17 protein-coding genes, 1 pseudogene and 1 other annotated feature are annotated in these 18,845 nt (G+C 57.8%); of the genes and pseudogenes, 3 read left to right on the forward strand and 15 right to left on the reverse strand.

What is annotated here, in order from left to right; translation table 11 throughout:
• From AC0JZ8_RS00005 to AC0JZ8_RS00020, 4 genes are all read right to left on the reverse strand, one after another.
• Nucleotides 1–1,734 (reverse strand): hypothetical protein (locus AC0JZ8_RS00005; protein WP_471891250.1); only part of this gene is annotated, 1,734 nt, incomplete at its 3' end.
• Nucleotides 1,734–2,699 carry a lysylphosphatidylglycerol synthase transmembrane domain-containing protein gene (locus tag AC0JZ8_RS00010; protein WP_471891251.1) on the reverse strand — a complete coding sequence of 322 codons (966 nt, stop codon included), beginning with the start codon at nt 2,697–2,699 and terminating at the stop codon, nt 1,734–1,736. The genes AC0JZ8_RS00005 and AC0JZ8_RS00010, both read right to left, overlap by 1 nt.
• Nucleotides 2,696–4,174 carry a hypothetical protein gene (locus AC0JZ8_RS00015; protein WP_471891252.1) on the reverse strand — a complete coding sequence of 493 codons (1,479 nt, stop codon included), beginning with the start codon at nt 4,172–4,174 and terminating at the stop codon, nt 2,696–2,698. Before AC0JZ8_RS00015 ends, AC0JZ8_RS00010 begins: the two co-directional genes overlap by 4 nt.
• A 124-nt stretch (nt 4,175–4,298) precedes the next feature.
• Entirely contained in the window at nt 4,299–5,273 is a 975-nt protein-coding gene (locus tag AC0JZ8_RS00020) for a glycosyltransferase family 2 protein (protein WP_471891253.1), read from the reverse strand.
• A 362-nt stretch (nt 5,274–5,635) separates the two neighbouring features.
• Between AC0JZ8_RS00020 and AC0JZ8_RS00025 the strand changes: the two genes are divergently transcribed.
• On the forward strand, nt 5,636–6,076 hold the full coding sequence (locus tag AC0JZ8_RS00025) for a YqaA family protein (RefSeq protein ID WP_471891254.1): 441 nt from the start codon (nt 5,636–5,638) through the stop codon (nt 6,074–6,076).
• Between the two features lie 341 nt (nt 6,077–6,417).
• Here the strand turns inward: AC0JZ8_RS00025 and AC0JZ8_RS00030 are convergent, their stop codons facing one another.
• Together AC0JZ8_RS00030 and AC0JZ8_RS00035 are read right to left on the reverse strand one after the other, a co-directional pair.
• Entirely contained in the window at nt 6,418–7,572 is a 1,155-nt protein-coding gene (locus AC0JZ8_RS00030) for an acyltransferase family protein (protein WP_471891255.1), read from the reverse strand.
• A gap of 81 nt (nt 7,573–7,653) precedes the next feature.
• Nucleotides 7,654–8,481, reverse strand: a complete 828-nt coding sequence (locus AC0JZ8_RS00035) for a hypothetical protein (RefSeq protein WP_471891256.1) — start codon at nt 8,479–8,481, stop codon at nt 7,654–7,656.
• A gap of 97 nt (nt 8,482–8,578) precedes the next feature.
• Between AC0JZ8_RS00035 and AC0JZ8_RS00040 the strand changes: the two are divergent.
• Nucleotides 8,579–9,117 (forward strand): annotated as a pseudogene (locus tag AC0JZ8_RS00040) (transposase family protein); the annotation flags it as partial.
• Nucleotides 8,862–9,015, forward strand: a sequence feature (AL1L pseudoknot). Its footprint overlaps the pseudogene before it by 154 nt.
• A 483-nt stretch (nt 9,118–9,600) precedes the next feature.
• Here AC0JZ8_RS00040 and AC0JZ8_RS00045 read toward each other — a convergent pair.
• Entirely contained in the window at nt 9,601–10,818 is a 1,218-nt protein-coding gene (locus AC0JZ8_RS00045; RefSeq protein ID WP_471891257.1) for an MFS transporter, read from the reverse strand.
• 97 nt (nt 10,819–10,915) lie between these two features.
• Entirely contained in the window at nt 10,916–11,665 is a 750-nt protein-coding gene (locus AC0JZ8_RS00050) for an SDR family NAD(P)-dependent oxidoreductase (RefSeq protein WP_471891258.1), read from the reverse strand.
• A 168-nt stretch (nt 11,666–11,833) separates the two neighbouring features.
• On the opposite strand from AC0JZ8_RS00050, the gene AC0JZ8_RS00055 reads away from it, so the two are divergent.
• A complete protein-coding gene (locus AC0JZ8_RS00055) occupies nt 11,834–12,505 on the forward strand; it encodes an AraC family transcriptional regulator (RefSeq protein ID WP_471891259.1) in 672 nt (223 codons plus the stop codon).
• A 96-nt stretch (nt 12,506–12,601) separates the two neighbouring features.
• Here the strand turns inward: AC0JZ8_RS00055 and AC0JZ8_RS00060 are convergent, their stop codons facing one another.
• The 7 genes from AC0JZ8_RS00060 to AC0JZ8_RS00090 form a co-directional block, all read right to left on the reverse strand.
• Complete coding sequence (locus AC0JZ8_RS00060; protein ID WP_471891260.1) at nt 12,602–12,757, reverse strand: hypothetical protein; 156 nt, start codon at nt 12,755–12,757, stop codon at nt 12,602–12,604.
• A gap of 128 nt (nt 12,758–12,885) precedes the next feature.
• The gene (locus AC0JZ8_RS00065) at nt 12,886–14,196 is read right to left on the reverse strand and encodes an LLM class flavin-dependent oxidoreductase (protein ID WP_471891261.1); all 1,311 of its coding nucleotides are present in this window, start codon (nt 14,194–14,196) and stop codon (nt 12,886–12,888) included.
• Between the two features lie 15 nt (nt 14,197–14,211).
• Complete coding sequence (locus AC0JZ8_RS00070) at nt 14,212–15,552, reverse strand: MmgE/PrpD family protein (RefSeq protein ID WP_471891262.1); 1,341 nt, start codon at nt 15,550–15,552, stop codon at nt 14,212–14,214.
• 2 nt (nt 15,553–15,554) lie between these two features.
• Nucleotides 15,555–16,343: an amino acid ABC transporter ATP-binding protein gene (locus tag AC0JZ8_RS00075; RefSeq protein WP_471891263.1), complete on the reverse strand. Its 789-nt coding sequence runs from the start codon at nt 16,341–16,343 to the stop codon at nt 15,555–15,557.
• Between the two features lie 12 nt (nt 16,344–16,355).
• Nucleotides 16,356–17,069, reverse strand: a complete 714-nt coding sequence (locus AC0JZ8_RS00080) for an amino acid ABC transporter permease (protein ID WP_471891480.1) — start codon at nt 17,067–17,069, stop codon at nt 16,356–16,358.
• An 83-nt stretch (nt 17,070–17,152) separates the two neighbouring features.
• Nucleotides 17,153–17,899 carry an amino acid ABC transporter permease gene (locus tag AC0JZ8_RS00085; RefSeq protein WP_471891264.1) on the reverse strand — a complete coding sequence of 249 codons (747 nt, stop codon included), beginning with the start codon at nt 17,897–17,899 and terminating at the stop codon, nt 17,153–17,155.
• 22 nt (nt 17,900–17,921) lie between these two features.
• Nucleotides 17,922–18,755 carry a transporter substrate-binding domain-containing protein gene (locus AC0JZ8_RS00090; RefSeq protein WP_471891265.1) on the reverse strand — a complete coding sequence of 278 codons (834 nt, stop codon included), beginning with the start codon at nt 18,753–18,755 and terminating at the stop codon, nt 17,922–17,924.
• Nucleotides 18,756–18,845 lie beyond the last annotated feature (90 nt).

Consider the following 18,845-nt stretch of genomic DNA (forward strand, 5'->3'; position numbering starts at 1 on the left):
GAGCAGGCATGCGGTAGGAACGAGGGCAATTCCGCCATAGATACCAGCCCTACAGTTTGCCACCAGTCTAGGTAGGATCGCACCAGCAGCCTCCGCTGTCTCCTCTTGCTTTATAAGTTGATCTTCTGCAAAGAAGCCGCGGAATCCTTCTGGGATACGAACCGCGGCCATGTCCGCCTGACGAACAACCATGTGTGTCATCTGAAGCTGGATAATCCGATCGACTAACACGGCATGTTCCGTCGCGAGGACAATGTCTTTAACCGCTTCCATCCTTGCTAGTATCGGTAGGAAGTACCCTTTTTGGTAAGCTATCGATAGCTCTCGGCTGAAAAGCGTGGAGCGGTTCGTCAGTACGGGCGAAAAATCAAGCTCCTCCACGAACCCACCGATTACAGCCTCGTCCGGCAGAGCGCGAAGAGCGGCGATAAACTCCTGATTAGGTTTCTTCAGCCCCACTCTTACATCGGCCGCGCCTACTGCGCATACGACGAGCAACGCCATCGCGGATCCGGATAGAATAGTCTGCCTACTCTTGCTTTGCTTTTCGATTTGGAAGAACGGCATGCGGAACAGCCATTCAAGCAAGAGTGGTAGAGCGGTTATGTAAATCAGCAGTTCCATTGCGGCGGTGTAGCGGTTGGGTAGGTGAAGGCGAAACAGCACGATGCCTGCTATGAAAAACCAAACGAGCGAAGCCAGTGCCAGTAGAAGAGGAAGTTGCGACGAAAGCAGTCGCTCCCCCGATGGCCGCAATGTTCTATAAAACAGGATCATCGATCCGCCGAACGCTGCTAGTATTTCGAGGCTCGGTCGCAGGATTGCACCGCCCTCGCAGTCGACAATGAAGCTTAGCCTTGATCCGCAGAGAAGGTTATAGTCCATTTCTGCAGGAAAGATCGCACCCCTGCCACTAGGGCCAAAAGTCGGGATCTGCATCGCTTCCGCCAGCGTAAAGCTAGGCGAGTAGGAACCGCTGCTCAGCAGGAATGGAGCTATTCCGCAGATTGTTGCCAGCGCGCTCGATGCGACAAGCAGTAACGTGAGCCGATCGAGCTTCAGGCGAGGAAGAGGCGCAAATGAAAGAAGCGTTAGGCCGACCAGTGTCGCAGTGGTGATCGCCATCTGCGGGTATGCTCCAGTCAGGAGAAGCTGCGCGATCGCCGTTTGCCAGATCCGCTTGCGAGCCAGACCATCAAGCATCATCAGAAGTAACACAGGCCACAGGGCGCGCGGCGTGCTGGTGACGATAAGGTTGGCTCGCGCCAGATAGTGGAGGACGGCCGCCGTCACCAGAAACCCAACAATGGGTTGACCACCAACAGCCCGGATAAAGCGGAATGTGTAGAAGGCAACAGGGACGAAAATCAGCGTGGGAAATAACTTGGCGAAGGCGACTGGCGAGATCCCCAAAGCCCATGCGGCTCGAAACATCGCAGAATAAGCCCACGGGCTGACAGCCCTCCAGTAATCAGCAACGAAATCGCCTCGCAGTCGTCCGTCGTTCTCCCACTGTCCCATCCACGAGAGAAACATCCTTGCGTCATCACTGATCGCATCGGTCGGAAAGGCGTAGACCTTGATTGCGAACGAACAAGCGGAGATAAGTCCGAGACTGATTGCAAGTGTACGCCACAAGCGCTCATTGCTTGCCCCCGATACCCGGTCGCGAACAAAGACAACGATCGCTGACCAAACGCCAGTCCCAGTCGTTTGGCGCGCTTCGTCATCCATCACCGATCTTCCCTGACAAGGGCGGCTTTCATATTGCGATCCGTCAATCCTGCAAAATCAGCAATGAACGGGGCACCAGCGATCGCTGGGATGACATAGCGCAGCGTTGCAAGAACACCGAGGAGGGCGGCCTGCTGCGGTACGAGGTAAGGCGCATAGAAGAATACGATTGCTGTATCTCGCGTGCCCACGCCAGCGAAGGTTAATGGTAGCAGCCCAACCAAGATAGACAGTGTGGCGAATGCGGCATTTGCGAGTAGGGGAACGTGTGCATCCACTGCTTGGCAAAATAGCCAGAATTGAAAAAGATGGGCGCCCCAGATGACAAGAGAAAGCAACAACACACGAGACGCTCTGATCTTACCGAGCCAGAACCAGTGCAACATTTCTTGCCAACTTGCCGCAAAAGCCTCCAAGGCAAGTGTGAACCTTGTAGGTAGAACGCCACCGAGTGAGCGCAACACAAACGGCAAAACGGGCCAAGGTGCGATCAACACAGCGATCGCTAGTGCGGCGCTCGAAACTGGCAACAACAGCCAGAGCATCGCCGGCTGCGTTGCTCCTACGAAGATGATGCCGAAGATGCCCCAAAACAGCAGAGACATCATGTCGACGGCCTTCTCGAGAACGACTATCGCAAGCGAAAGGCTCGCTTTCATGCCATGACGGCGTGACAAGACGTGCGCTTTTGCAAGATCGCCGAGCTTCGAGGGCAAAATCATATTGAGAGTGCTGGCCGCCAAAATTAGCCTGTTCGCTTCCAAAAAGCCCAGGTGTGTTCCGCTGACGATGATCGTAAAGCGCCAAGAAGTGAGAAGTGTCAGCAGTCCAGTAAAAGCCAGACCAGCGATTAGCCAAGCAGGGCGGGTTTGCTGTGCGGCCGCCCATATACTGCGGATATCGATAAATGTGTAAAGCAGCGCAAGAATGCCAGCGCTGACGATCAGTCCCACCAACTTTTTCATTTCGCATCCATACGGCGCTCGAATGTTAGTGGATTATTGGGTCCAAGACCTGCGAGCGCGTCGTTCAGTGAAATGAATGGCGCTAGCTGATCCTTTTGATAGACTCGCGCCATGATGGTAGTGATCGACGTCTGGTGACCGGAGATTCCGACGAGTTCCACGTCGCTCCATCCCGCGTCGCTTGCGATCGTGTCATGGACTGTCCAACCGCTCTTTGATCTTTCGAAGCGCCTCTCGAAGCGAAAGGGCGCTTCATTCTTGCCCGTGACCAAGAGCTTCTGCAGCGACCGACGAACAAGATCAGGGAAGAAACGTCCAAGACTTAACATGAGAAGACGAAGGATGACGTTTTTGAAGGGGGTGAGTAGCGCGCTCTTGGCAAAGGTCATCGGTCCGCTTGTAACGACCGGCCCTTCAGCAACAATAGCCGCAGCTCCGCCAAGATGTGTCACCGCCGTTTTGCCATCGGACTTGCGGCGAAGGGTAACACCGGTATCGCTGACGGCAAGCTGACCGCCTGAGAAATACTTGTAGACCCCGCCACGCCCGAGGGCTGCAACCATCATGTTCTCGCCCTGACGATCGACGAACAACTGACAAGCCGGAAACCACTTTTCCCCGGATGGCAATGGTGCAGCTTCGCATCGGTCCAAACAGTCGTTTTGAAGTGTAAGAAGCCAAGCCCACAAATGATGTCCGATGATCCTGTCGTCAGAGTAACAGGGCGTCCTTTGTTCTATCAATGGGCGTTTCACTTGCTGGCTGATAGCCTGCGCCATTGGGCTCCAGGGTGCAGCAATTTCAAATCCGAACGGAAAGAAATTCAGGGTCGAGCGGCTGGAGTACTCGCCGCCTACCGTGCCGTCCGGGTGGACAAAGTGAGCCAGGAAGTTGATTGCTGCGGCGAGCGGCTGACGCAACGCCAGATCCGGGCGTCGGCGATCAAGGTCAGCAAGCAGGCCGATCGTTAGCGAAAGGTAGCCGAGGTCGGCGCCGCCATACTCGTCGAACCAGCCCTCGGTATCTTGCCAAGAAAGAAGACGCTTCAGGCGCTGGTGCATGAACGCGTCAAAGCCTTGTCCGGGAAACCGCCGTTCGGCACTCTCCAGGCAGGCGACGATCAGGGCTTCATGATTGGACAGCCTACCGCTTTCGACATGCTCGGCCAGCCAGCGGGCCCGACGCATCATGAAATTGTCGAGCTCAGGCTCAGGTGGGAGCTCAAGGATCTCGGCACTGCGAAGAATGGCGAACAGAGAAAATGCCGCTGCACCGGCGGCACGCTCAAAAGGGTAGTAGTCGTCGCAAGAGCCATCCGGGTGCGATGACCGCGCCGCAAAACGCATGCCGGCGACGATTAATTCCCTGATTTCGGCGCTAGCGTAATAGGGATTTTCCGGTAGCTGCTGCATTGACCAAACGAGCGCAAGCGGCAGTACAAACTCCTGCGACATTCCGCATGGGAAATCGATCATTCGGTAGTGCCAGTACGTCCGATCGAAACAGCCGTAGGTCGGGCTAACGGCAGTTCGGTCGAGCAGCGTTAAGATTTTGGGAATTTCCGGTAGGACCAACGCACCGATCGACTCCGCGAAACCCTTAGGATGCATGCTTGTCACTCTGTTCACTGAAGCCTACTCCGAAGCGAATACAGCGCAACTGGAACTGAACGTCTTCGCTGAGCTTGCGATTGATCCCATTCAGCTCGCCAATGATCGCGCAAAGCCAGCAGAGGAAAGCGGCAATCAAAGCAACTGCTGCAAATACGAGGCTTGGTACGTGGGAGCGTGTGGACCCGTCAAGATAGAAGGCGAGCCACCTGACGCTCAAAAAGGTCCCGGCGATAAAAGGTAGAAGACCCAGGAGGAAGAAGGACAGGCCCGGTCGGTAGACCAACATCGAGCGGGCAATAGACAGGCTCGATCTCAAAACGTAGCGTGGAATGCTGCGGACGAGCCGCGATGGCCGTGTTTCGCCGTTCACGCGGATCGGGACAGAGGTTATTCGCGCCCCGGACCGACCGGCTTGGATGATGGATTCGAGGGTATATGTGTAGGAATCGAACACATTAAGCCGCATCGAAGCTTCGCGTGAGAAAGCTCTGAAGCCGCTCGGCGCGTCCGCTACGTCAGCACCCGACGTAAAGCGCACCACCCAACTGCCGAGATGCTGCAACAGCTTCTTGACAGGCGAAAAGTGCTCGATGCTGGCGATAGGGCGGCTGCCTACAACAAAGTCAGCGCGTCCTTCAATGATCGGTCGAACCAGTTCAGGAATATCGGCGGCGTTATATTGATTGTCGGCGTCCGTGTTGACGATAACGTCGGCACCTTCGATGAGCGCGCGCTCGATGCCAGCTCGAAACGCGCGCGCCAAACCCCTATTCGTCTTAAAATCAACAATGTGATCAACGCCGCTCGTTCGCGCGACTTCGACAGTAGCATCAGTGCTGCCATCATTGATCACCAACCATTCGACCTTATCGAACCCCGGAACGACGCGCGGTAAATTAGCAAGCGCTGTCGGAAGCGAGTGTTCTTCATTAAGACACGGAATCTGTATAACTAATTTCATCTGTGCTGCCCCTCCTTCACAAGTGAAAACCTGCCTAAGGTTGTCACATGTGACCAATTCTTGATTGAAAGGAGATCGAGCGAGTTGTCAACGTTAGGTGCGACTACTCGTTCGGAACAGCAACGCTAGGCGCAAAGATGACACGGTTTTTTGGGTTTCGTACAACCACCAAGATGCCGCTTGAGATGCGCCCACGATTTGTGCTCCTGGCAGTAAGCAGCTGCCGACGTCATGCTCAATGTTGGCAGCGCGTTAAGGTGGAAAATCCGAGGGCTCTTGTGGATCATTTCGATCAGTCACCCACATGCGCTCGCGTAGTGATATGCAGATACGAAGATACGTTGCCGTGATACAGAGACCTGATGCTAGAGATCGTCACCTATGTCGGATTGTTTGTCACGTCGATGGTCTCAGCCTCTCTTGTCCCTCTTCATTCAGAGGTCGCTCTCGTCGGACTCATTTTCACTGAGAGGTTTTCTACGGTTGGGCTCATCCTGACCGCGTCGCTCGGCAATACAGCCGGCGGTGTGCTGAACTGGCTCATTGGACGGGGTATAGAGACGTTCCGGAATAGGAGATGGTTTCCTCTCCACGAAAGGCAGCTTAACCGTGCCTCTGGTTGGTACGGAAAATATGGCAAATGGTCTCTTCTTCTAGCGTGGGTTCCAATCGCAGGTGACGGACTGACAGTCCTTGCCGGTGTGATGAAAGAACCACTGGTGCCTTTTCTTGTCCTCGTATTTATCGCGAAACTCATGCGGTGCGTAGGGACAGTGCTACTTGCGGCTTATGTCCTCGTGTAAGGTCGCTGGTATTATCACGGTGCAACAGACTGGAGTCGCCAGTGCCTCATCAGGCTTCGCGTGTTATTGCGGATGGAGAACTAGATTTTGGCCCCGGTGATGAGATCACATCCAGGGGTTCCATAGAGCAGGGCGCTCCTCGGACAACAAAACGTCGAAGTCTTGTGGAGACTTTTTTTCGATTCATCGACGCTTTTTGTGGCCATAGGCTCTCTCCATCTCACTCTCACCGCAACGAAGATGTTATCTAAAAGGCAGGCCGACACCTGAAGCCGCAGCTATAGGCTGCGTTCCGCGTTTCAAGTCTCAATTATTCATCATGCTAAAATCGCAGGAGGTCGTTAGACTGCCTCTGATGGCGGCTTCTGCAGCTCTCTTTCACCCCGAGCGATACCGCGAACGATCGGCGTAAGATAGGCAGCAACCAATGACATCATCTCTGCAACAAGCACGCAGATAAATGCTGTGATGAGGATGATTGGAATAAATGAATAAATGTCGAGTAGGCCTGCCTGTGCGAAGTGATAGGCAGCGAGGACGATCACCGTCTGATGTACGATATAATAGGTCATGATCGACCCGTTCAAATGCTTGATGATCCTGTTCGGGCAGCTGGCAAGTCGGCCTGCAAAGGCGAGGAGCGTGAGGATAGCGCTCCACTGGAAGGTTGACCGGATAATTCGAGCTAGACCGATGAGAGCTTCTGACATCTCCTCACGAGGTATCAACACGAAGAGAGCCGCCAGCGCGGAAAGCGACATTGCAGCGGTGCAAAGGCTGATCCATCGTTGACCGTCAACCTCACGCCAAAAGCTGCGCTCGTTGACGAGCAATGAGCCTGCCATAAACATAGAGCAATACACCGCATGCGAATAGAAATCAGTGGTGATGACAAGCGTCTCCTGGAAGGTCGGATAGAGGCTCACTCTCAGGACTGAAAGAAATGCGATAGGGGCTAGGAACAGTCCCTTTCCTCGAAGGTGCGCGGCCAGCGTCGCCGACAGGCCGGGCCAGCGCCGCATAATCACGGGATGGGCGATAGACCAGACGAAAATATAGACCCAGAGATAGGCTAGGAACCACATATGCTCCAGCCGGAGGTTTGATATAAAGTAGGATGTCCAAAATTCCCAATAGGAGAGACCAGGCCTGGGATTGTAAGGCGACACATAGATTTGTGGCGGGACAACCAGGAGAACGCCTAGCACAAATGGTAAAAGCAGCTGTGTCGTGCGGGCGCGACGGATCTCGGCAACAGATCTCTTTTTAAGAAGAGATGCCGTCACAAGACCGGAGATGAAAAATAACAGGCTCATTCGCCACGGATGAGACCCTAGCGCAATCAGATCGATCAGAGTGCTGGTATCCGAGGAGTGTATCCACCAGCTCTTCGCTCCGTAAACGAGGCTCGAATGGTAGATGATGAGCGTCCCGAAGCAAAAGACGCGCAGGGCATCAAGGTCGTGGCGTCTTTCGTCCGTTTGAACAGTTGTCATATATTCGCTCCCCCAGCACAATATACAACTTATGGAACGTTAAATATTCGTTGACGCAACCTATCCAACTGCAAGGACCGGTCAGTCCTCCGTACCCTTTGCCAGATACCTGGACACCGTCTTTCTCAACGCTTCGGCCTCCTCAGAAGAAATTCCCTCGGGCCTGAACGTCACGTTTGCTATCTCGGCTCCGGAAAAATAGCCGTAGAACATCAGTGCCGCGAGGTAGCTGCCGTAGATCGAAGGATGGTTGCAGTCGTGGTAGAGATTGACATGCTCCGGCTGGCTTTGCAGCTCTTCCCAGAGCCTGCCAACGTTGACTAGGTCCACTCCTGTCAGCTTTGCGAGACGTGCATGTTGCTGCTGGATATTGAAATGCATGTCAACAAAGCCCAAGGGCGAAAGATCGCTGGCTGATGTTGGCATGCCGGCATTATCGGTGCACTGGTCAGTGTAGCGCCATGTCACGAACATCACGGGCAGAAATCCCTTCGCCTGGACCTCCCTGATCAGGTTCTGTGCGTCAACCCAGGCTGAGGCGGATCGTTTCGAACTGTATTGATCGCTGCTCAGCACCTGAAGAACCACATGATCCCAGTGCTGCGACAGTAGCCGCTGGGTTTGCTCGCTTTTTATGTGGAAGCCAAGGCTGACGCCGGGTTCGGCATCCATCTCAATGTGCAGTTTCTTTGAATAGCCTGCGGAATCAGCAATTTTCCGGACCATGTGAGGCATATCATTATAGAATGTACGGCTGTTCCCGATAAACAGCACAGTCTGCTTGGGCCTCGTGTCAAAATAGTCAAAGACTGATTGGACGCCTTGGCTCAGGTACCCATTAAACGGCGGTAGGAAGATCAGGCAACCAGCCAGGACTGCCAGCAGTGCGCTATTTCTCAAAAGCTGCAATATGTTGCGATCCCATTCATGCGGCCGATACTCTACGATTAGCGGTAAAGGCGTAAAGGATGAGTTGCGCGAACGTGGAAAAGCCGGGCGTATCTTAATGCCTCTCAGACGTGAGCGGACGTCCCTCGCCGCTGGGAGCCTACACAGCCGTGCCATACTTATGGTGCTGGACCACGAGGCCGAGCTCCATCACGCCGGGCTGCCGGTTCAGCAATCGCTGCCAAGATTAGCTGTTGTCAGTCACCCTGCACGATTGGGTCAAGAAGATCGAGGTCGATAGTGGTAAACGAGCAGGCCTGCCGAGCGATGTCGCTAAGATGATAAAGCCTCTTGAGCGGGCGACCCGCGAGCTTCGTCAAGCCAACGAGGCGCAAAGCTCCGGCCTATTTCGCCATGGCCCCTTTCGAAGAATGCAAACAATCCCCTGTCGGGTGAGGAGCTCGACCGCCCCTTCAATTGATGATCTCAATTATCGACGAACACCGTGGTGTGTTCGGGATAGAAGCGATCTGCAGACTTCCGTCGATCGCCCCTTCAACCTATTACGAGATTGTCGCCAAACGCCTGGATGTGGATCGCCTGTCGAACCTCGCCCGCAGCGCTATCGGCTTGAAGATCGAGATACGTCGTGTCTTCTAACAGAACTTTCGCGTCTATGGCGTTCGTAAGGTCTGACGGCATTTGGAGCGTGCATTGTCGGGTTCAGGTCGAGTTTCTTTAAAAATGCCGCGTTTTGAACCAGCGGCTGTGGATGTTTACGAAGCGTTAAGGCTTGCAGCGCTCGTAATTGGAACGAGACACCGTGCAGTGCTTTGATCGATGGACAGGAGAATCGGATGCGGAACCTGTCCACGCTTTTCGCGATCGCCGCAGCCGTCGCTGCAGTGCTTTATGTCGCTGCGGTCTTCATGAGTTACTGGTGAGGAAAAAGCCGATTGGCTTTGCCGGCGCTTCGGCTATCCTACGCTCGCCATCGGATTTCATTCGGGCTGGCGGCCGGAGGTCTAGCGTAGCGGACTGCACTCTCGGGTGCGCGCTAGACCTTTGTGCCGGGGCTAGATCTAGCCTATGGCATAGTAAGCCGGCGCCCGGTAACGTTCTCTCACCGTGGCGTTCCCCTCAATCCATCCACGGTAGAGGCTCGGCGTCGGTAGTCGCGTCCCTTCCACAGGCTATGGCCACCGTTCCCGGCGCAAAGACCAGTGCGATACCGACCGCATGGATCAAGAGTGGGATAAGAATTGCCGGGAAGTAGCCGTCGCCTTCGGTGAGCAGGGCAAGCCCGATCAGGCTGATCGCGACCAGAATGCTTCCGGTGGTAAGCAGCACGCGCGATCCGAACCGGGCGATGAGCGGCGGGACGAACTGGCTGATCCCGAACACCGTGGCTGTCAGCGGCATGTAGGCAAGGCCCGCGACCAGCGGCGAATAGCCAAGGACCCGTTGAAAGTACTGAACCAGCATGAACAGCACCGCAAAGTGCACGCCGACAACAAGGGCCATGACCGCAAGCCCTCCTAGCCGCGAACGGTCACCTAAGAGGTTGAGGTCGAGGAGAGGTTCCCTGTGTCGCTGTTCCGTCCGGACGAAGGCAATGAACAGAAACAGTGCTGCCGCAAACGAGGGGATGGTGCTGAGGGATGCCCAGCCGTTTTCGGCCGCACTGATGAACCCATAGACCAGGGCGACGGAGCCAAGGGTTGCGGTTACGGCACCGAGGACGTCGAGGCGCGCCTGCTTCGGATGAGTCTCGGCGACAAGCCGCCCGATGGCCGATATCGCCAGGATGCCGACCGGCACGTTGATCAGCAGCGACCAGCGCCACGACAGGAATTCGGTCAGCGCTCCGCCGAGGATCATCCCCGCAGACGCGCCAATGGTCGAGACAGCGATGAACAGCGACATGCCACGCGCCTGCTCCGTCTCGTTGCGTGCCGTCAGCATGACCAGAGCAAGAACGCTCGGACCGGCTAGAGCGGCACCCACCCCCTGCAACACGCGCGCGACGAGAAGAATGGCAGGGCTCGGCGCAAGGCCACCGAGAAAGGATGCCAGCACAAACACAGCGAGACCGAGGCGGAAGGCGCGAACCTGCCCGATCATGTCGCCCAGCCTGCCGCCCAAAAGGAGCAGGCCGCCGAATGCCAGGCCGAAGGCGTTCAGTACCCAGGTGAGGCTCGCCGGGTTGAAACCAAGATCCTCCTGGATGCGGGGCAGCGCGACCACGACGATCAGCAGATCCATGGAGAGCATGAACTGCGCGGTTAGGACGGTGAACAGGGCAAGCGCGCGCCGCCCCGTTGTGGGAGCGATGCTCTCACAGATCGAGCTTGCCATCTGGCATCTCCGATTGATGATTGGGAAGTGGTAGAGGGGGAAAAACTACGCCCGGTCTTTGCCGGGCGCAGTGATCGTACCGGTGCCTGGTGCGGGCTTAGTACCCGACGCCGCGAACGCCGCCGGCGGCACGCAGGGATTCGCCGGTGACCCAGTGCGCGTCATCCGAAGCGAGGAAAACCGCGACCGGCGCGATATCCTCGGGCTCGCCGAAGCGGCCAAGCGGCGTGCCGGCAATCAGCTTCTCGCCGAGCTCTCCCGCAAAATTGCCATCGGTGGCAGGCGTATTGGTGTGGCCGGGCAGGATCGAGTTGACCCGGATGCCGCGGGGGCCGAGTTCACGGGCAAGCGCGAATGTCATCGTGTCGACGGCGCCCTTGGTGGCCGCATAGACGCTCGAGGCGAGGTAGGGGTCGGTGCTGAGGATCGAGCTGATGTTGATGATACTCGCCGTTTCGCCGAAATGCTTCGATGCCTCGCGGATCGCCAGGAAGTAGCCGAGAACGTTCAAGTTGAACTGTTTGTGGAACGCGTCCTCGGTGACGTCGGTCGCCATCTCGAACACGGCGACCCCGGCATTGTTGACGAGCACATCGACCTTGCCGTAGTCGGCCTTCACCTGGTCGAACATGCGGATGACGTCAGCTCCCTTGCTCATGTCCGCCTGGATCGCCACGGCCTTGCCGCCTGCGGCCTTGATCGAAGCGACGACTGTGTCCGCGCCCGACTTGCTGGAATTGTAGTTGACGATGACGGTGGCACCCTCGGCAGCCATGGCCTTGGCGATGCCTGCACCGATGCCGCTTGATGCGCCGGTCACGACGGCGATTTTTCCGTTGAGCTTCATAACAATAACCTCGTTTGGATGCTTAAGACCGATTGGCCTCAACGCTCATCCAAACTTAAGGTGTCGGCGCTCCGACCGCGTGCCGATTGCTGGCGTTTCCTTGCCTATTCTTGTCAATGGCTTGCGCCGGGATCCCGCTCGGTGTCATGCTGCATAATGAATCAGCCCATGGACGAACTGCGCGCCATCGTGATGCGCGCCGAAAACACCTGGACGTCCACAGCAATTCCCCGGCTCCGGATGGTGCGGGGAGAGGCCTGCTCGGATCAGGTCTATGAACCGATGATCCACCTCGTGCTCCAGGGCACGAAGATACTTTCGATCGGCGACCAGATCCTGCAGTTCGAACCGGCGACTTATTTCGTCGTGCCTGTCGATGTGCCCGCCATCGGCCAGATCGGCTACGACAAGCCGGATGCTTGTTACCTCGCGCTCAGCCTGACGCTCGATCCTGTCGTGATCGCCGGCATGCTTGCCGAGCAAGAAGATGACAATGCCGCACCGCATCCGCCGCGCTTCTCTGTCTCGACCGCCACGCCGGATCTGATCGATGCCTGCCTTCGCATGATGCGCCTGATCGACCGTCCGAAAGAGGTGGCGATGCTGGCGCCGATGATCGAGCGGGAAATCCTGTTTCGCGTGCTGCAGGGGCCGCAGGGCGACATGCTGCGACAAGCTTTCACCGTGCGCCGCTGTTCAAGGAGGGCTTCGCCTTCCTGCTGCGTAGCGGTCATCCGATCCTGGGATCAATGGACAGGCGTTGCGAGATTGGCGCTCTGTGTTACCGGCCGGCGATGCGAGCTGCAGGTAGGACCAGATGTCGTCAATAGGATGGACTAACAGCCAGGAAGATTCACGCAACGGCTGTTCGAGTGATCGTGGATCAGGTTTCGATTCCGAGAAATCTAGCGCCGACGATGAGTCCAATGTCGATCATCAGCGGCTCTTTTCTGCCCTGAGAAGCCGGTTCAACAAGCTTTGAAAACGCTCGTCTGTTTCCGGCGCGCGAATGTGCTGAAGTGCTTGCGTAGCACGACGTACCATCTCGCTTCTGGCGACCTTCACGAATTGGTTTATTTCACTGGTCAACATAAATTCCTCCTTGTCAGTTGACCATAATCGTCATCCCTCCAAAACGTTCTCGGATGTATGGGATATGGGTGGAGCCGCCGTGGGTCAAAGGACAATCAAAGTGGCGACCTTTTTTGGCGGCGATGTCACTACATCGATCGACGAGAAACCGGCGGACGTGTCAGGCCGAGATGATCGCGGAGTGTCGAGCCGGTGTATTCTGTGCGGAACAGGCCGCGTTCCTGCAGGATCGGCACGACGAGCTCTGTGAAGTCTTCCAGTCCTTCCGGGAAGAACGGCGGCATTACGTTGAAGCCGTCGGCGGCGCGGCCGTCGAACCATTCCTGCATGCGGTCGGCAACCTCCTCGGGCGTGCCGAGCACGATGTGGTGGCCGCGGCCGGCGGCCACGCGAAGCGCCAGCTGCCGGATCGTCAGGTTCTCGCGACGGGCAAGCGCGGTCAGCAGCTCGGCGCGGCTGCGCAGCTGGTCGGAAATCGGCAGATCCGGCAGCGGACCATCCGGATCGTAGTCTCCAAGGCTGTGGCCGATGCGCTCTTCCAGCAGCGGCATGGCACTTTTGAGCTCCGTCCACTGGTCGAGTTCGGCCAGCTTTTCGGCTGCTTCCTTCGATGTGCGGCCGATCACCGGCAGGAAACCCGGCATGACGGCCACGTCATCTCCTGCGCGGCCGGCCTTTTCGACACGGCCTTTCAGGCTCTTGTAGAAAGCCTGTGCCTCGGCAAGGCTCTGCTGGGCGGTGAAGACGACATCTGCCCTGCGGGCTGCAAGATCCTGACCGGGGCCGGAAGAGCCTGCCTGGATGAGGATCGGGTGCCCCTGAGGCGAACGCGGGATGTTGAGCGGGCCTTTTACGGAGTAGTACTTGCCCTTGTGATCGAGCATGTGAAGCTTGGAGGGATCGGCATAGACGCCGTTCTCCTTGTCTTTGACAAAGGCATCGTCTTCCCAGCTGTCCCACAGGCCGCGAACCACATCGACGAATTCCTCGGCGACGGCATAACGCTCGTCATGTTCCGGATGCGACTTGGAAAAGTTGTTGGCCGTTCGGGCATAGGATGTGGTGACGATGTTCCAGGCGGCGCGGCCATGGCTCAGGTGGTCGATCGAGGAAAACGCCCGCGCCGTGTGATAGGGCTCGCCGTAGGTGGTGGACGAGGTGGCCGCGAGACCGATCTTGTCCGTCACCAGGGCAAGGGCTGCAAGCAGGGTGAGAGGTTCGAACCGGGCGATTGTGGAGGGATGCGCATCGACGCCGCTCGTCAGGCCATCGGCCAGAAACACCATGTCGAATTTCGCCTGTTCGGCCATCTGGGTAACGCGGCGCAGAAGATCGAAATTCTCACTGCCGGCTTCGGCTTTCGGGTGACGCCATCCGGAAACGTGGTGGCCGGCGCCCTGGAGAAACAGGCCGAGATGGATTTGTCTCTTGGCACTCATTGGAAAATTCTTTCGTTAGACTGGGTTCTGGTTGAGCAGGGAAAGGAGCCGGGTAAGGTCGGCCTCGCTTCTCATGCTGCGGACAAGCTCGGGAATGTCGGCGAAGGCCGGATTGTCCACGGTGGCGTCACGGAACTTTTCGCTCGGATCGGTCACGCCGGGCAGGCCGTCGAAACGGCGGCGGATCGCACTGCCGTCTTCAAGCGTAACATCGAGAATGACAAAGCGCGTGGCCGGATCGCTCGACATGCGGGGTGCCGCGTCATCGTGCCTACGGCTTGCGCGGCTGGCGAGCGCCATGATCCGGTCTTCGACGGGGCGATCGTCGAAATGATCAAGTCGCAGCGCGCCATCGATCAGGGCTGCGGAAAACACGTATTCCGGGCTGAACCGGGCTTCGATGCCGTTGGTAGGCTTCGTCACCACCAGCGCGGCATCCGCTCCGGGCGGGTAGGTGAAGGTGATGCTTTCGATCCGCTCGGCGATTAAGCCTTCTTTGTGCAGGTCGATCCCCAGCGAGGCGACCGGGTGGCTGGCGGTGCAGCAGGGATAGGCCTTGAGCGTGAGGCCCGGCGTCACGATCTGCCACGGAGAGCCCCAGTTCTCGGTGACAAGTTCCGGTCGTTCGGCGCCGAATGCATAAGCCGAATAAAAGCCGACGGAATTGTCGAGAAGATCAGGCGCGCCGCTGAACCCTGCTGCGGCAAGCCGTGCCGCCAGCAGGCCGGATCGGGCTGCCATGCCGGCATGGTAGGGTTTCGTGTCGTAGCCGAATTGCAATCGCAGTCCTGATGACTGTGTGGCGGCAATGCCAAGCGCGACCGCTGTTTCTTCCACCGAGGCTTCGGTCAAATGGCAGATGGCGGCAGCGATGCCGATCGGCCCAAGCGTTGCCGTTGCGTGAAAGCCGTTTTCGTAGTGCTTGGAGCCGAGCGAAAGGCCAAGCCGCGCCATGGCCTCCAGCCCCACTACGTAGGAGGCAACGAGCGCTTCGGCGGAAAACCGAAGCTCGGCGGCAAGCGACAGCAGCGCTGGAATGATCACGGTAGTGGGATGCCCGCGCACGCTGGCATGAACGTCGTCGTAGTCAAGCACGTGGCCGGCATAAGCATTGACGATGGCGGCCACCAGCGGATCGGTCTTCCTGTCGCTTCCGACAAGGATCGCGTCACCCGGCAGGCCTGCGCCGACGGCATTGGCAAGAACGCCGGTCGTGCGGTCGGCCGCGCCTGCAATCGTGCAGGCGAGAAAGTCGATGATCGCGGTGCGGGCCGCATCCATAGCGCCAGTGTCGCGGCGCGGATCGGAGCCGACGATCGCGCTGGCGAATGCGGTGGTGAGGGGTGACTTGGCCATGATCAGATTCCCTCGCTGTCGCGAACAGAGCCGCGTCCGCCCGACAGGCCGCCGACGAACTGGCGGGTGCGCGGGTTATCAGATGCGTGGAAGATCTCCTGCGGCGAGCCTTGGGCGACGATACGGCCGTTTTCGGTAAACACCACCGTGTCGCTGATTTCTTCGGCAAAGCGCATTTCGTGGGTGACGAGAATGCTGGTCATGCCGTCGCGGATCAGGTCGCGGATCACCCACAAAACCTCGCCCACGGTTTCCGGGTCGAGTGCCGAGGTGACCTCGTCGAACAACACGAGTTCCGGCTTCATGGCAAGCGCACGGGCGATCGCCACACGCTGCTGCTGGCCGCCGGAAAGCTGTCCGGGATAGGCATCCGCCTTTTCCGACAGCCGCACCTTCTCAAGAAGCTCGCGGGCGAGCTTTACCGTGGCAGTCCTGTCGGCGCCGAGAATGCGGGTTGGCGCCAGCACGATATTGTCGAGTACGCTCAGATGCGGAAACAGATTGTATTGCTGGAACACGATGCCGACGCGCTTGCGCAGGTCGATCCGTTCGCTTTCTTTCGTCAGCTGATCGACGCGTGTGCCGGCGACAGTGATCCTTCCGCTCTGCGGCGTCACCAGCGCGTTGATGCAGCGAAGGATGGTCGATTTGCCCGAGCCGGACGGGCCGATGATCGAAACGGCATCACCCTTGTTGATGGTGAGGTGGATACCCTTCAGCACGTCCGTCTGCTCGAAAGACAGGTGAACGTCTTCCAGCTTTACAATCGCGGTGTCTGATGATGCAGTCATGTCAAAAATCCTTCAGCCCGCGTTGAAGCGCTGTTCAAGGCGACGGGTCAGGCGGGCAATCGGGTAGCAGAGCGTGAAAAAGGCGGCCATGACAACGACATAGGCGATGATGGTGAAATCGAGCCGGCGCACGGCGGTGCTGGCATCAGTCGCGGCATGCATCAGTTCATGCACCCCCACCAGCGAGGCAAGCGAAGTACCCATGGCCATCGAGGATGCAACGTTCATCCATGGCGGCAGCGACCGGCGCACGCATTGCGGCAGAATGACGAAGCGCAGCGCCTGCAGCCGCGAAAAACCTAGGCCCTTCGTGGCTTCCCACTGGGTGGTTGGAATGGACATCACGGCACCGCGGGTGATTTCGGCGATATAGGCACTGGAGAGGATGGCAAGGCCGATCACCGCCTTCACCCAGTCCGGAAACGGCAGATAGTTGCCGAACAGCACGATCTCGAACGGGAAGATGTAGGTCGTGGCGAAAATCAGCACAAGGGCGGGCGCATTGCGGAAGATCTGGACATAGACCTGCGCCGGCAAGCGGATGAACCAATAGGGCGCCATCTGCATCAGTCCCAGAAGCACCCCGGCCGTGGTGCCGAGCGTGACCGCGCAGACGGTGATGAGGATGTTCATCGAAAAGCCCGATGCGAGATAGGGGATCCAAGCCACCAGTTCGCGACCGAGCGACAGGTCGAGCAGCGACCAGACCACGACCAGTAGCGGCATGGCTACAAAACCGACGTACCGCAGAACATGGCTGCTCGCGGCTGTTGCTTTCGGTGCCTTGGGTCGCTGAGTTGCCGTCATGCTCATAGCCCGAACCCCGGTACGGCAAGCCTGCGTTCGACCCATTGACCGATGCGGGCGATCACGAAATTGATCATGCTGAAGAAGGCGAGAAGTACGATCATCATCTCCACCACATTGTCGCGCTGCGTCCACACCATGATCGAGGCATAGGTGATTTCGCTGACCGCAATGGCATTGCCGACCGTGGTCGATTTGACTAGGCTGATCAGCCCGTTGACGATGGCCGGCAGCGACGACCGGAATGCGAGCGGGATTTGCACGTAGCGCAGGATTTCGAACTGGCTGAACCCCATGCCACGAGCCGCTTCGATCATTGAGGAAGGCACGGCTTCGATACCACCGCGGATCGCCTCGGCATGGAGTGCCGAGACATGCAGGCCGACCACAGCCACGACCCAGAAGAACGGAGAGAGCGGATTGTTCTGCGCGCCGCCCAACATGTCGGAAACGCCCGTATTGAGAACCAGGAAGCTGAACATGAGCTGCACCAGCGTCGGGGTATTACGGGTCAGTTCGACGAAGGCCCTGACTGGCGCAGACAGAAAGAGCCTGCCCGAGGTGAGGCAGGCCGCAAAGATGAGGCCGATGATCAGGCTGACGGGAATGGTTACGGCGATCAGATAAAGCGTGGTGATGAAACCATCACGCCAAATCTGCGCTTCGTAACCCGTCGCCAGAAACTCGTAATTGAGGCCAAGCCTGCCCGTCAGATCGACGAACAGGCTGGTCGGATTCACGTCCTGCATGTCATTTGCCGCCGCTTCACGCTTACTGCGCGGACAGCTTCTTCTTTTCTTCTTCGAGATAAGCGGTGTTGAGCAGGCGGTTGGCCTTCGCAAGCTCGAGCATCTTGCCGGACGCATGAAGCTTCTTCACGGTTCCGTCGAGGGCTGCCTGCGTATCGGTCTCGCCCTTGCGCAGCCAGATCACGCTATCGGACGGGATGAGCTCGGACGGGAAGGGGATGGCGTAATCCTTCCATTCGTCCGCGCGGTCCTGCAGAAGCAGACCGACGGTCGCGCCGACATGGACGGCAGCCACGCAATTGCCGCCCTGAAGGGCCAGAAGCGATTCCGGCTGGCTTGGCAGACCCTTGACGATTGCGCCATACTCTTCGGCAAGCGGCTGTGCGTAGTTCGAGCCTTGCGAAATGCAAACCGGCTTACCCTTGAGATCGGCCCAATCCTTGAGGCCGCTGTCCTTGCGAACCACAGCCGCGCCGCCGGCACGATCATAAGGCGTTGGAACATAGTCCATCACCTTGGCGCGTTCTTCGGTGTACTGCATGTTAGCGATCAGGATATCGACCTTGCCCTGCTGTAGGAACTGCACGCGGTTGGGCGGAGTAACGGTCACGGATTCCAGTTCGACGCCGAGGTCTGCCGCCAGTGCCTTGGCAATGTCGATATTAAATCCCGTCTGCTCCTGGGTTTTCGGGTCGATCGCACCGAACGGAGCACCGGAAAGAATCACGCCGACAGTCAGCTTGCCGCGACCCTTGATGCGATCGAGCGTCGAATCCGCCAACGCACCCGTCGCAGCCAGCGTTGCGACGGCTAGGGCAGTTGCGAAAACGGTATTGGTAATAGTTTTGACTAACATCAAGTGGTTCCTCGTTTGGACGTGAAACTAGGCGCGCCGCGAAAAACTCACGAGCAAGGACATACCTAATTCCAGGTCCTTTCCAGAGCG

It is taken from the genome of Velazquezella soli, from assembly GCF_977018685.1.

Bases quoted from the DNA above. Each gene is read 5' to 3' on its own strand.
- AC0JZ8_RS00055 (WP_471891259.1), top strand. From the start codon at position 11,834: ATGGACGAACTGCGCGCCATCGTGATGCGCGCCGAAAACACCTGGACG.
- AC0JZ8_RS00060 (WP_471891260.1), bottom strand. From the start codon at position 12,757: ATGTTGACCAGTGAAATAAACCAATTCGTGAAGGTCGCCAGAAGCGAG.
- AC0JZ8_RS00075 (WP_471891263.1), bottom strand. From the start codon at position 16,343: ATGACTGCATCATCAGACACCGCGATTGTAAAGCTGGAAGACGTTCAC.
- AC0JZ8_RS00080 (WP_471891480.1), bottom strand. From the start codon at position 17,069: ATGCCGCTACTGGTCGTGGTCTGGTCGCTGCTCGACCTGTCGCTCGGT.
- AC0JZ8_RS00050 (WP_471891258.1), bottom strand. From the start codon at position 11,665: ATGAAGCTCAACGGAAAAATCGCCGTCGTGACCGGCGCATCAAGCGGC.
- AC0JZ8_RS00030 (WP_471891255.1), bottom strand. From the start codon at position 7,572: ATGACAACTGTTCAAACGGACGAAAGACGCCACGACCTTGATGCCCTG.
- AC0JZ8_RS00010 (WP_471891251.1), bottom strand. From the start codon at position 2,699: ATGAAAAAGTTGGTGGGACTGATCGTCAGCGCTGGCATTCTTGCGCTG.
- AC0JZ8_RS00065 (WP_471891261.1), bottom strand. From the start codon at position 14,196: ATGAGTGCCAAGAGACAAATCCATCTCGGCCTGTTTCTCCAGGGCGCC.
- AC0JZ8_RS00085 (WP_471891264.1), bottom strand. From the start codon at position 17,899: ATGCAGGACGTGAATCCGACCAGCCTGTTCGTCGATCTGACGGGCAGG.
- AC0JZ8_RS00020 (WP_471891253.1), bottom strand. From the start codon at position 5,273: ATGAAATTAGTTATACAGATTCCGTGTCTTAATGAAGAACACTCGCTT.
- AC0JZ8_RS00025 (WP_471891254.1), top strand. From the start codon at position 5,636: ATGCTAGAGATCGTCACCTATGTCGGATTGTTTGTCACGTCGATGGTC.
- AC0JZ8_RS00090 (WP_471891265.1), bottom strand. From the start codon at position 18,755: ATGTTAGTCAAAACTATTACCAATACCGTTTTCGCAACTGCCCTAGCC.
- AC0JZ8_RS00070 (WP_471891262.1), bottom strand. From the start codon at position 15,552: ATGGCCAAGTCACCCCTCACCACCGCATTCGCCAGCGCGATCGTCGGC.
- AC0JZ8_RS00045 (WP_471891257.1), bottom strand. From the start codon at position 10,818: ATGGCAAGCTCGATCTGTGAGAGCATCGCTCCCACAACGGGGCGGCGC.
- AC0JZ8_RS00015 (WP_471891252.1), bottom strand. From the start codon at position 4,174: ATGATCGATTTCCCATGCGGAATGTCGCAGGAGTTTGTACTGCCGCTT.